The following is a 13,286-nucleotide window of genomic DNA, read 5'->3' as shown; positions in this document are numbered from 1 at the left end:
ATTTAAATTTCACCGAAGATGATGCGATAGATGCTTCAAGTGCGGCGAGCGGCGGAAGCGTATCGACAAACTCTACAGCGACTAGCGCGGCCAAGACTGCACCAAAAAGACGCCGTCGTATACGCAAAAGCGCTTAGGTGTGTTGGGCAGTAGGACTTTGCACAAGTTCTACTGCCGATAAGGAATTTTTGTCAACTTATTTGAGAAAACCCGTTTTGCATAAATCATTTTCATTAATTCCAGCCTCTTTTATAAGTTCCTGAATATCTCGTCTATTATATAGGCTAATATACTCCGTTTTGTCATCACTTAATAGCTTTATGCTAGTCAAAATTCCGTTCTCATTGCATTCCATAAATTCTTCTTTGCCATCGTTATTTGTTTTCGATACTCTTCGTATATAACCATTTTCATACCAATAACGTGATGTTTTATTGCTGTCGCGCTCGCTTTTTAGTTGACCATTTTTGTACCAATTACGCCATGTTCCATCATTATTTTCTTCGCTCTCTTGTTGTCCATTTTCATACCATGTTTTTTCTCCAACGTCATCATATTGAGATTTTAATTGTCCATTTTCGTAATATTCTACATAATTTTTTGTTTTATAACCATCTTCGTAGTCAGTTTCGCTTTTTTTCTGCCCATTATCATACCAAGATGTAATTTTTAAAAGTATTCCTTTTTCATCATATATTTCTTCCTTTATGAGTATCCCGTTTTCATTATTTGTTTTGACAGAGCCTAAAAGTTTATTGTCTTTATAGTTTCCTTCTTTTATCATTCCAGAACCTATGCTTTGCTTAAACGGTCCATCCTTTTTACCGTTTTTATATCTCATTTCTAGTTTAAAATCGCCATTTGAATACCATTCTCTTGCAATTCCATGAATTTGCCCTGCTTCGTTATAAGGGACTTCTCTTACTAATGCACCGTTTGCATTGTGAAATTGTCTGACTTCTTTTACTTCGCTGCTTTGTCCCTCTATATCGCCATCACAACCGCACACAAAAATCAGCAGGCAAGAGATGAACATAAATTTTTTCATTTTTAATCCTTTAAATTTTTAAAGTATTTTATGGCTTCTTCTATATTTTCGCTTTTGCATATCACTTGTCCGCTTGGATTTTTATTTACTAAAATCGTTTGTAAAAAACCTTCGCTAAAACACCAGGGTAATCTTACATATCTTTCATATGGATATCCTTTAGGGTTTTTATCGCCTTTCTTATCTATAATCCATCTTATGCCGATAGATTTTTTATTCATATCTTCGGCTGTCCCGAAAACTACGCAAAACCAGTCATCTTGGTATAGCAGTTCCAACTCCTCGTCATTCTTATATGAAAAGAACCTCTCGCACTCTATTGTATTGTCTCTTTTCATTTTTTGCTCCTACGAAAATTTTGATTAAAATTATATTAAATATAATATAAATATAAACTTATAAAGCATAATATTTATGCTTTATAATCCTAAAAATAGTAAATATTATGCTGTTGGAAATTTAACCTCTTTTTTATAGTCTATCGTTTAAAAAATGGGGCGAAAATGACAAAAAGAGATATAGCAGGATACTTGGGCGTAGATGTGCAAACACTAAGAAATTGGAAAAAAACGCGTCCAAATTTGTATCGCGTTATCATGCAAGGTCTTGCGATAGATGATACCATCGAGCATATGCGAAAAAGCTACGAAAAGCTTTTAGAATTTTCAAACGAAACTAAAGATAAAAATACGAAAGCTCTTTAATCTTATTGACGTTGTGTTGCGTGTTTGCACAGCATTCTTTAAAATTCTAACTTTAATACTATAAAATTCCTTAATTTACCTGCCGCAAATTTAAATTTCGCTACAATCGCTTTTTAAAATTTCGCGCCGAGTGCGCGCAAGAAGCTAAATTTAAAGGATCACGATGGATTTTAAGATAGACGCCACAGACGGCGCGGCGCGCGCCTGCACGATCCGCACGGCGCATAGCACGATCCGCACCCCCGTTTTTATGCCGGTCGGCACCGTGGGCGCGGTCAAGGCGCTTGATGCGACGGACGTAGTGCAGCTCCTGGGCGCGCAAATCATCCTTGCTAATACCTATCACATGTATCTGCGCCCGGGCTCGCGGGTGGTGGCGGAGTTTGGCGGGCTGCACGGATTTACGAAATTTCCTCGCAGCTTTTTGACCGACAGCGGCGGCTTTCAGGCCTTCAGTCTGCGCGCAAACACCAAAAACGACGAGGGCGGCATAAAATTTAAAAGCCACATCGACGGCAGTATGCATTATTTCACACCGCGCTCGGTGCTCGATACGCAGTATGAGCTAAACTCCGATATTATGATGATTTTGGACGATTTAGTGGAGTTGCCGCGTGAGCCTGGCGCATTGAGCTGCGATGATAGATCGCGGCTCAAAAAGCGTATCGATCTAAGCGTCGCGCGCACGATAAAATGGGCTCGCGAAGCGATAGATTATCACGAGGTCATGAAATCTCGCGGCCTACACGCGCATCAAAACATCTTCGGTATCATCCAGGGCGGCACTGACCCGCAGGCGCGCAAATTTTGCGCCGAAGCGCTGTGTGAGATGAGCTTTGACGGGCTTGCGATCGGAGGGCTTAGCGTGGGCGAGAAAAACGAGCTGATGTACGACACGGTAGAAGCCATGATGCCATACGTCGATGCGGCGCGCCCGCGATATTTGATGGGGGTCGGTACGCCCGAGGATCTCGTCGAAAACGTCGCTCGCGGCGTGGATATGTTCGACTGCGTGATGCCTACGCGCAATGCCCGCAACGGCACGCTATTTACGAGCTTCGGCAAGATCGGCATCAAAAACGCGGGCTTTATCAGCGATCACGATCCGATCGATCCGCACTGCGACTGCTACACGTGCAAGCGCTTCAGCCGCGGCTATCTAAATCATCTATTTCGCGCGCGCGAGCTTAGCTTTTACCGCCTGGCTAGCATTCACAATCTGCATTATTACCTGCGCCTTGCCGCGGATATGAGAGAGGCGATCGTGCACGGGCGGTTTGCGGAGTTTAGGCGTGAATTCTACGCCGCACGAAGCGGGGCGCGAGATTAAATTTCAGCAGGCGAGGGCGCGGATTTAGCGCGATAGTTAAATTTAGCCGCGGTAGTGGGGCGGAATTTTAATACGGCGCGCGGACGGCTAAATTTAAACGCGACAAAATTTGGTGATGAAATTTAATTAGCTGCGGAGCGCAGAGCCCATAGCTTTAAATTTGATTTGAATCCGCGCTTAGATTTTTGTATCGATTAGAATTTTATTTCGGCAAAATTTTATTATGATAGAGCTATGTATTGGAATTTCGCCGTAGAATGCGATGTGAAATTTAGCTTTGAATTTCGCGCCGAATTACGTGGATAAAATTCTGCTTTGATATGCGTTGAGCGCGCGAGATTTAAAGATGGAATTTAGCGGTAAGATTTTACAGACGCGATGTAAAATTGCTATGGCTTTTGTCAAATAAAAGAGGGACATTGTATCGGAATTTCGCAGGCACACTGGTATTTTTGTAAGCGTGCATTAACGCATATAAAAGACATATATTGTTTTAGGGCGTGCGATCTGCGCCTAAAGTTATAGAATTTTATTTCGATAAAATTTTAATGCGGTAGAATTTTACTTTGATAAAGTTCAAATCCCCGCTAAATTTTGCGATGAAATTTTTAGTGGAATTCTATCGTAGTAAAATTTAATCATAGCGAGATTTGCAGTAAAATTTCGCAGAATTATTTTTTAATCCGCCTTAACATACAAAATCCAAGGAAATAAAGCGGCGACATAACGATAAAAATTATGATGTACCTCCATACCGTGCTCGCAAAAAATAGCCCCGTTAGCTCCATAAATTTTATCGATGCACCAGTATAGCGGTCGCCGATACCGATGAAAATAATAGCTGCGAGCTCCACAAGCAGCGCAGGAGCAAATAGGATCGAGCCTGCGGTTTTGAAAAACATAAATGCAAACGCTTTGAACTTATAATAAAACGAAATTAGCCCAAATCCGATCACGCCGCAGATGAAAATCTGCTCGAACTCATCCAGCCCCAGGCTCTTATCCTGCAGGATCGTAGAGATGACGCACAGGATGATAAAGACGTTGTAATTCGCCATTTGACGCATCGGGTATTGATCGTGCGTCGCTATGGAGAGTAGGTTTATCGCGCGGTTAAGCGGCAGCAGATAAAATAGCGCAAAACTAAGGAAAATCAGCAGATCCATTACCATATAAACCGTGTCTTGATTGACATAAGCTTCGATCTGCGAAAAAGATAGAAATATGCTTGCGATTTGCGAACGGAATATCAAAATAATGACTATCGGCACTATGGGCAGGATTATGGATTTAAGTCCTTCCTTGCGGATAGATGAAGTATAAATTTTACTCTCGACACTTTGCGTAGTGCGCAGATCATCGGTTTGGACGAACTCAAATCCAAAGAATTTCGGTTTTTTTGCACTCGTAGGCTTAGCTTTGCGGTTAAATTTAAAATTCTTAAATTTTTTTGCGACCTTCGTTTCTTTTACGGCGGATTTATCCTCTGCGATATTTTCGGTGGAGCTTTGAAAGGATGGCGCTTCTGATATATTATTTTCTGCAAAATCCTTATCGCCAAAAATTTCATTGTTTTGCTTTGCAGATTCTTTTGGCTGTGGGGTTACTTTTTGCGCTACGCGGTCTTTGGATTTGGAGCCCTCGACGCGCTTTATATTTATCGCGCTGGATGCTAGCGTGTCGAAGCTTACCTCATCGCCGTCCGTTAAGGTAGAATCGCGCTCGCCCAGCATTTCGTAGCTATACTCGACCCCGCCTGTGGCGACTATGACATTTTCACCTCTGATAAATCCGATAAGTCTCATATACTAACATTCCCCGATTTTTTAATGAGAAATATTAGTCAAAATGAACTTAAAAAACGATTATTCTACGGTGACGCTTTTGGCTAAATTTCGCGGCATATCTACGTCGTTGCCAAGTCTGACGGAGATTTCAAGAGCTAGAATTTGTAAAATTATCATCATCTCAAAAAACTCGCTCATCGCGTGGCTCTGCTCGCTCGTTTTGATAAAATCATCCGCGATCTCTGGTTCTTCCGGGCTGATGGCTAAAATATACGCATCGCGCGCGGCAAGCTCTTCGACATTGCTTTTCGTTTTTTCGTAGAGCAAATGCTTTGGCATCAGCGCAACCGTAAAGAGATTAGAATCGGCAAGAGCGATCGGTCCGTGCTTCATCTCGCCGCTTGGATAGCCTTCCGCGTGCAGATAGGAGATCTCTTTGAGCTTGAGCGCGCCCTCAAGAGCGAGCGGATAGAAAATATCGCGCCCGATAAAGAAAAAGCCGTGTCCGTGCAGATAGTGCTTACTCATGCGGTAAATTTTATCCTGCAAGCCGTCTTTGATCTTTAAAATTTGCGGGATATGAAGCATCGCTGAAATTTCAGCGGAATTTATGCGCGCCGAGATGACTTCGCGCAGATTTGCAAGATACACGACGAACATCCATAGCACCATAACCTGTGTCGCAAAGGCCTTCGTAGATGCTACGCCCTTTTCGATGCCGGCGCGGGTGAGGATCACGCTGCCCGCCATGCGCACGATCGAGCTGTTATCGACGTTGCAGATCGCAAGCGTCCTAAGACCAGCTTTTTTAGCGATATGTAGCGCCTCTAGGGTATCGGCGGTTTCGCCACTTTGCGAGATCACGATAAATAAGGAATTTTTGTTTAAAAATGGCTCCTTGTAGCGGAATTCGCTAGCAACTTCCACTTTCGTGCGGATTTTAGCGATGCGCTCGAAAAGATACGAACTTACGAGTGCGGCGTGATAGCTTGTGCCGCAGGCGCATAGCACGACCTCGTCGATGCCCTCAAACATCGCCGCGTCAAGCTCGTCAAATTTTATCTTGCCGCCCTTTATTACGCGCCCCATCATCGCTTCGGTTACGACTTGCGCTTGCTCGTAAATTTCTTTTTCCATAAAAAATCTAAAGCCCTCTTTTTGCGCATAGCCTTTATCTTTCGGAAGCTCACTAAAGGCGCAATTATGCGGTTTAGAGTTTTTAAAAACATCGATTTGCCCGAGCTTTGCGACGCCGTAAATTTGATCGTCCAGATACGCAGCCGTATTCGCAAGCCCGATGAGCGGAGCGTCCGAGGAGCTAAAGAAAATTTCGTTTTTATCGTTTTTTGCGACGATGAGCGGAGCTGCGTTTTTAGCAAAGAAAATTTCTCCGGGTGCTGCTTTCGTGATTAAAAGCGTAGCGTATGCGCCTTTTAGTCGTTTAATTGTAGCCTCATATGCCTTAAATGCGTCGTTACTAGTCTTGAAATTTTTTTCAAAAAGATGCACGATCACTTCGGTATCGGTCTGGCTTAAAAATTTCACGCCGTCCGCTTCGAGCTCGTCCTTTAGCTCGATGTAGTTTTCGATGATGCCGTTATGCACGACGAAGCTAAAATCTCCAAAATGCGGATGCGCGTTAAGCTCGGTGGGCTTTCCGTGCGTCGCCCAGCGAGTGTGACCGATCGCGACGCCAAAGCCTTGCGAAGTGAAATCTTTCATCTTTTCTTCGAGATTATTAAGCTTGCCGACCGCTTTGAAATACTTTATATTCGCACTTTCGTCCATCACGGCAAGCCCTGCGCTGTCGTATCCGCGATACTCAAGTTCTTTCAGTCCGTTTATTATGATTTTTTTCTTTTCGGCATTTCCTATGTAGCCTACGATTCCACACATTTTGCTTTCCTTGTTTAAAATTTGGCGCCCATTTTACTACGCTATTTTAAATTAACGAAATTCGGCTCTAAATTTAGTCCGCTTATCCGTTTTGTAAGCAAAAAATTATATAATAGCTTTAAAATTTGGCTTGGGAAATCGATGGAAATTTTAGAAAAACTACAAAGCGGCGAGAGATTAAATTACGAAGACGGCGTGAAGTTATGGGATTTGGACCTTTTCGATCTGGGCAAATTCGCCTTTGCTATTCGCAAAGAAAAAAACGGCAAAAACGTCTATTTCAACGCAAATCGTCATATCAATCCTTCGAATTTATGCGCAGATACCTGTAAATTTTGCGCATTTTCGGCGCACCGTAAGAACTACGGGGCTTACACGATGAGCGATGATGAGATCATGCGTATCGTGGATGAGACGGTAGCGCGCGGCACGAAGGAGATTCATATCGTAAGCTCGCACAACCCGTTCGTTACGCCGCAGCAATATTTGGGAATTTTCAAAGCGATAAAGCAAAAATATCCGCTTCTGCACATCAAGGCGATGACCGCGGCGGAGATCGATTACTGGCGGCGAAAGTGGAAGATGAGCTACGAAGAGACAATAGAGCTGATGATGCAAAGCGGCGTGGATTCGATGCCCGGGGGCGGCGCCGAAATTTTTGACGAGGACGTGCGCGATAAAATTTGCAAAGGCAAGGTCTCAAGCGAGCAGTGGCTACGTATCCACTCGCTGTGGCATGCGCGCGGGCGTCAGAGCAACGCCACGATGCTCTTTGGCCATATCGAAAGCCGCGCTCACCGCATCGATCACATCTTGCGCATCCGCGCGCTGCAAGATGAGAGCCTCTCTCGCGCTAACGGCGGCGGTTTCAACGCCTTCATCCCGCTCGTGTATCAGCGCGAGAACAACTACCTGGACGTGAAGGGCTTTTTGGGCTCGGTCGAAATTTTAAAAACGATCGCGATTAGTAGAATTTTACTCGACAACGTCGCGCATATCAAGGCGTATTGGGCGACTTCGACCTTAAGCTTAGCTCTCGTGGCGCAGGATTTCGGCGCGGATGATCTTGACGGCACGATCGAGAACGAAAGCATTCAAAGCAGCGCCGGCGCCGGCAGCAAAAAAGGGCAGAGCAAGCGTGATTTTATCGATATGATCAGCACGGCGGGCTTTGTGCCCGTAGAGCGCGATAGCTTGTATAATCAGATCGAAATTTACGAATAAATTCTAAAGGAGGAGCAAGTGGAGAAATTCTTTCATCTCGCCGCGGCAAAAACGTCGGTAAGGCAGGAGCTTATCGCAGGGCTTACTACGTTTTTGGCGATGATTTACATCGTGCCGGTAAACGCTAACATTATGAGCATCGCAGGTATGCCGTTTGATGCGCTGGTTACGGCAACCGCGCTTATTACGATAATCGCGACGTTATTTAACGGGCTTTTTGCAAATACCCCCGTTGCACTTAGCGTCGGCATGGGGCTAAATGCGTATTTTACCTTTGCGTTGTGCGTGGATGCGAAGATGCCGTGGCAGAGTGCACTTGGCATCGTAGCGATAAGCGGGGCGCTTTTTACCGTGCTTTCGTTTACGAACTTTCGCGTTTGGGTTATCAAATCTATCCCACTTGATCTGCGTCGCGCCATAAGCGCGGGTATCGGCGCTTTTATCTGCTTCATCGGACTTAAGCAGATGGGTGTCATCGCGCCTAGTCAGGCGACGCTAGTAACTTTAGGAAATTTAAAAGATCTAAATGTTTTGCTTGGAATTTTAGGCTTAGCGGTCGTGCTGGTGCTCTTCGTGCTTAGAATCAAGGCGGCGTTTATCTTAAGCATTTTGATTACTTCGTGCGTTGCGTGGGTGGCTGGAATTTCGCCCGCACCGCATGGCATAGTAAGCGCGCCAAGCGGCATAACGCCGATATTTGCTAAGCTAGATATCCCCGGAGCGCTAAAGCTCGCGTTCGTACCTTTTATAATCACATTTTTCGTTACGCATCTATTCGATAGTATCGGCACTCTAACCGGCGTAGGAAACCGCGCAGGGCTTTTTGGAGAGAATAGCAAAGACGGCATGAAAAAACTATCTAGAAATTTAACCTCCGATGCGATAGGTAGCGTCGCAGGAGCCGTTATAGGAACGAGCACGGTTACTGCATTTGCTGAAAGCGCCAGCGGCGTGGAAGCGGGCGGCCGCACGGGGCTTACCGCGGTATTTTGCGCTATATTTTTCGTGCTGACGCTGTTTATGCTACCGCTATTTAAGGCGATCCCCGCAAATGCAATCTATCCGATCCTCGTAATGGTCGGGGTTTTGATGTTTAGTGAGCTTGGTAAGATCGATTATAGCGACGCGGGAATTCTAATCCCTGCGTTTTTCATAGTATTTTTGATGCCTTTTACCTACTCGATCACCAACGGCTTAAGCTTCGGCTTCATCGCATATATCGTAGTTAGGCTTGCTCAGCGCAGGATAAAGGATCTAAATTTAGGCGTTTTGACGCTTGGATTTATCAGCGTTTTAGTATTTTTGATGCATTAAATTTTAAGGAAAGATATGAGATTTTATAGTTTTGACGAGATGGATCGCGACGCAAGAGTTATGGCAAAGCAGGTTAGGGACGAATTCATGCCCGATGCGATCGTGGCGATAGCTAGAGGCGGACTTACATTCGGTCACGCGCTAGCCAACGCGCTTGATATGCGGACGATATTTTCGATAAATTCCATCCACTACGCAGACACCAAAAAGCTCGACACTATCGACGTTTTCAACGTGCCCGATCTAGAGCTTTACAAGCGCGTGCTGCTGGTGGACGATATCATCGACAGCGGCGACAGCATGGTCGAGATCAAGCGCGTGCTGCTGGAGAAATTCCCGCAAATAGAGCTTAAAACCGCGGTGATTTTTTATAAACCCAAGGCGCTTATCCAGCCCGATTTTAAAATTTCAAAGACGGATGAGTGGATAAATTTCTTTTGGGAAAATTATACGATAGAGGAATGAAGCGGCGTGCGGTTAAATTTAGCGGCTAAATTTTAAATGATTCGACGGCTTAAATTTTATAAAATTTCGGCCGTAAAATTTAGGTCGTAAATTTAAAGTGCCCGCAGCAAGGATGAGAGTGAAGAAGCTTTATCAAAACGAAATTTTCGTAATCTCCATAATGTGCCTGTTTCAGGGCATATTTTTGCTTTATGCGATCTCAAATTTAAGTATCAGCTACTACGAGGCTGAAATTTTTTACGATAAAAAATCCCTCGTTTCGCTAATCGCAAATTTAAGCTGCGAAATTTTCGGGCGCAACGACTATGCCCTGCGCATACCGTTTATTTTGATCCACTTCGCAAATGCCGCGATGATCTATAAAATTTCAAAATTTATTCTAAAGCGTCGCTTCGACCGCGTTGTCGCTACGGCGCTATTTATGGCGCTTCCTGCCTCGATGAGCAGCGCGATCTTGCTAAATCCCGCAGGCATCATCGTTTTTTTCACGCTGCTAGCGATATATTTTGCAAAGAGCGAATACAATATCGCGCTTTTCGTGCTTCTCTCCGCTTGCGCCCTGATCGATAGAGCGTTTTTTATGCTCTACGTGGGCTTTGGAATTTGGGCTCTTTATACGCGCAAAAAGGAGCTTTTGCTGCTTTGCATAGCGCTATTTAGCTTCAGCGTGATCTTTTACGACGTAAGCTCGGAGGGCAAGCCAAAGGGGTATTTTTTAGACACCGTGGGCGTTTTTGCGGGCGCGTTTTCGCCTTTAGTATTTTTATTTTTCATCTACACGATCTATAGAATTTGGATCAAAGAGGAAAAGAGCCTGCTATGGTTCATCGCCACGAGTGCGCTTTGTCTAACGATGCTTTTTTCTCTAAGACAGCGCGTGCCGCTTGAGATGATGCTGCCGTATTGCGTCATCGCTACACCTTTGATTATCCGCGTGCTTTTTAACTCATATCGCGTCAGGTTACCTAAATTTCGCACCTTTCACAAGATCGCCGTGGGTGTGACGCTGGTAAGCTTAGCGGTGAGTTATTTTGCAGTGATTTTTAGCGATGTGATGTATGAGGCGATGTTCGCAAACAAACCGCAGCGGCATTTCATATATAAATTTGACGTAGCTAGGCAGCTGGCAAGTGAGTTAAAAAATCGCGGAGTAAAAAGCGTAAGCTGCGAAGACGAGAGGCTCTGCCTGCGCCTGAAATTTTACGGACTGCCTAGCGGGGATAGCGCTTTTATCTATGCGGATGAGCCGGAATATGTCTCGGATCATAAAAATTCGATACAAAATATAGATATTTACAAGCGAGGCGTGCGAATTGCGAAATTTTATGTTAAAATATAAACAAAATTTTTATGAAAGGTAAAAATTATGAAAAAAGCATTTACTATGATAGAGCTGATTTTCATCATCGTGGTGGTTGGAATTTTAGCGGCCGTGGCAGTGCCTCAAATCAATCGAAACAGTTTAGTGGAGGCGGCCGATCAGGTTGCCGCGCATATTCGTTACACGCAGCAGCTTGCGATGAACGATAATAAATTCGATCCCGACGATCCGAATTGGTTTAAGAAGCTTTGGAGGATTCAGTTTAGTTATACCAACGCCAAAGGAAGTGCGGAGGGCTGGACTTACACTGTGTATTATGATAGCACTATGAGCGGTAATCCTAACGGTAGTGCGGATCTGTCTGATCTATCAAGGGTTGATTTTGCCATAGATCCGCAAAATCCAAATAAAATTCTAAGTGCCGGCTTTCAAAATCAAGCGATAAATAGAAATGCCGAAAGAATCAATAAGAAGTTGAATTTAAGCAAAACCTACGATATTAGAAATGTCGAATTTACTAATTGTGGAGACCGGGCAAATCAAACTATAGTCTTTGATTCTTATGGGCGTCCTATGGGGCAGGTAGCGAACTCTAACGTGCCATATGATAAGCTTTTTGTAGGACAAAATCCATGCGTTATCAGACTTACTAACGCCGCGGGCGAGATCGCCGATATTTTTATCCAGCCCGAGACCGGATATGTAAATTATACTTTGGCTTCCAATACCGGTTCAGCATTGCAATAAAATTACGGTAGAAACGCTTAAGGAGAATGATGAAAAAATATATAATGACGCCGATTTATTACGTAAATGACGTCCCACATATCGGTCATGCATACACGACGATCATCGCCGATACGATGGCTAGATTTTACCGCTTGCAAGGACACGAGGTGTTTTTTAAAACGGGCACCGACGAGCACGGCCAAAAGATCGAGGAGGCCGCAGCTAAGCACGGCCAGAGCCCAAAGCAGTACGCAGACGGCGTAAGCGCTAAATTTAAAGACCTGTGGGACGAGTTTGACATCAGCTATGATATGTTTTCGCGCACTACCGATGCCGCGCACGAGGCGGCGGTGCAAAACGTATTTCGCAAGATGTATGAAAAGGGCGACATTTATAAGGGCGAATACGAGGGTAACTACTGCGTAAGCTGCGAGAGTTTTTTCCCTTCCAATCAGCTAATCGACGGCGAGTATTGCCCCGACTGCGGCAAAAAGACTAAAATTTTAAAAGAGGAGAGCTATTTTTTCAGGCTTAGCGCCTACGCAGAGCGGCTTTTAAAATGGTACGAGGATGAAAAGTGCATCCTTCCCCTAGGCAAAAAAAACGAGGTCATAAGCTTCGTAAAAAGCGGCCTGAAGGATCTTTCGATCACGAGAACGGGTTTTGATTGGGGCGTTAAAATTCCGCCCGAGCTAAATGATCGGAAGCACGTGATTTACGTCTGGCTGGACGCGCTGATGGATTATCTTAGCTCGCTTGGATTTTGCGCGGGCGGCGAGCGGATGGAGTATTGGAGCGACGCGCTGCACATCGTGGGCAAGGACATTTTGCGCTTTCACGCCGTTTATTGGCCTGCGTTTTTGATGAGCCTGGGACTAAATATGCCGCGCAGCATCGCAGCTCACGGCTGGTGGACGCGAGACGGCAAAAAGATGAGCAAAAGCCTGGGCAACGTCGTGGATCCGCGTGAGGTCGCAAATGCCTACGGGCTGGAGCAGTTTAGGTATTTCTTGCTGCGCGAGGTACCGTTCGGTCAAGACGGCGATTTTTCGCAAAAAGCGATCATAAACCGCGTAAATTCCGAGCTTGCCAACGAGCTTGGAAATCTACTCAGCCGCATCGTCGGCATGAGCGCAAAATACTCGGATTACGTCATAAATTCTAAAGACGTGATGAAATTTTTCACCGCCGAGATCGAGGAAGCAAGCTCCTATCTGAGCGCCGCGCTTAGTGCGCTTGAGGAGGTCGCTACCAATAGATACTTGGAGGAGCTTTGGAGGGCGCTTGCTCTTGCGAACGCTTCGATTGCAAAATACGAGCCGTGGAATTTGATGAAAAACGGCGAGCAGGCTAAGGCACTGGCTCTCGTCGCATTGGTTGCAAATATTCTGGCTAAAGTTGCCGTGCTGCTAAGCCCCGCTATGCCGCAGACGGCGACGCAGATCGCGGACACTCTGGGCTTTGAAAT

General features: G+C 45.0%; 12 protein-coding genes. 8 read left to right on the top strand and 4 right to left on the bottom strand.

Translation table 11 applies throughout. The annotated features are described in order from the left end of the window. Positions 1–196: 196 nt before the first annotated feature. Together Q0413_RS02700 and Q0413_RS02695 are read right to left on the bottom strand one after the other, a co-directional pair. A complete protein-coding gene (locus Q0413_RS02700; RefSeq protein ID WP_298987038.1) occupies positions 197–1,048 on the bottom strand; it encodes a hypothetical protein in 852 nt (283 codons plus the stop codon). A gap of 2 nt (positions 1,049–1,050) precedes the next feature. After that, positions 1,051–1,386, bottom strand: a complete 336-nt coding sequence (locus Q0413_RS02695) for a hypothetical protein (protein WP_298987036.1) — start codon at positions 1,384–1,386, stop codon at positions 1,051–1,053. Between the two features lie 165 nt (positions 1,387–1,551). Here Q0413_RS02695 and Q0413_RS02690 point away from each other — a divergent pair, with 165 nt between their 5' ends. Both Q0413_RS02690 and tgt read left to right on the top strand, forming a co-directional pair. Next, positions 1,552–1,752: a transcriptional regulator gene (locus Q0413_RS02690; protein ID WP_298987034.1), complete on the top strand. Its 201-nt coding sequence runs from the start codon at positions 1,552–1,554 to the stop codon at positions 1,750–1,752. Positions 1,753–1,915: 163 nt separating this feature from the next. Next, the gene (gene tgt / locus Q0413_RS02685) at positions 1,916–3,082 is read left to right on the top strand and encodes a tRNA guanosine(34) transglycosylase Tgt (RefSeq protein ID WP_298987031.1); all 1,167 of its coding nucleotides are present in this window, start codon (positions 1,916–1,918) and stop codon (positions 3,080–3,082) included. A 671-nt stretch (positions 3,083–3,753) separates the two neighbouring features. Here tgt and Q0413_RS02680 read toward each other — a convergent pair. Further along, on the bottom strand, positions 3,754–4,887 hold the full coding sequence (locus Q0413_RS02680; RefSeq protein WP_298987029.1) for a hypothetical protein: 1,134 nt from the start codon (positions 4,885–4,887) through the stop codon (positions 3,754–3,756). A gap of 60 nt (positions 4,888–4,947) precedes the next feature. Next, on the bottom strand, positions 4,948–6,765 hold the full coding sequence (glmS, locus tag Q0413_RS02675; RefSeq protein ID WP_298987027.1) for a glutamine--fructose-6-phosphate transaminase (isomerizing): 1,818 nt from the start codon (positions 6,763–6,765) through the stop codon (positions 4,948–4,950). 141 nt (positions 6,766–6,906) lie between these two features. Here glmS and mqnE point away from each other — a divergent pair, with 141 nt between their 5' ends. From mqnE to metG, 6 genes are all read left to right on the top strand, one after another. After that, positions 6,907–7,989 (top strand): aminofutalosine synthase MqnE, encoded by a 1,083-nt coding sequence (gene mqnE / locus Q0413_RS02670; protein WP_298987024.1) that lies wholly within the window; start codon positions 6,907–6,909, stop codon positions 7,987–7,989. Positions 7,990–8,007: 18 nt separating this feature from the next. Beyond that, positions 8,008–9,303: an NCS2 family permease gene (locus Q0413_RS02665; protein WP_298987022.1), complete on the top strand. Its 1,296-nt coding sequence runs from the start codon at positions 8,008–8,010 to the stop codon at positions 9,301–9,303. Between the two features lie 15 nt (positions 9,304–9,318). Continuing rightward, positions 9,319–9,768 (top strand): phosphoribosyltransferase, encoded by a 450-nt coding sequence (locus tag Q0413_RS02660; RefSeq protein ID WP_298987020.1) that lies wholly within the window; start codon positions 9,319–9,321, stop codon positions 9,766–9,768. A gap of 112 nt (positions 9,769–9,880) precedes the next feature. Continuing rightward, positions 9,881–11,107, top strand: coding sequence for a hypothetical protein (locus Q0413_RS02655; RefSeq protein WP_298987018.1), 1,227 nt, complete (start codon positions 9,881–9,883; stop codon positions 11,105–11,107). 27 nt (positions 11,108–11,134) lie between these two features. After that, the gene (locus tag Q0413_RS02650) at positions 11,135–11,836 is read left to right on the top strand and encodes a type II secretion system protein (protein ID WP_298101350.1); all 702 of its coding nucleotides are present in this window, start codon (positions 11,135–11,137) and stop codon (positions 11,834–11,836) included. A 29-nt stretch (positions 11,837–11,865) separates the two neighbouring features. Next, the coding region (gene metG, locus Q0413_RS02645) for a methionine--tRNA ligase (protein WP_298987016.1) at positions 11,866–13,286 on the top strand (1,421 nt) is incomplete at its 3' end.

This window comes from uncultured Campylobacter sp. (genome assembly GCF_938045465.1).
Classification (GTDB): Bacteria; Campylobacterota; Campylobacteria; order Campylobacterales; family Campylobacteraceae; genus Campylobacter_B.
Note: the sequence above shows the minus strand (reverse complement) of the source record. Positions and strands in the feature narration are given on the sequence as shown.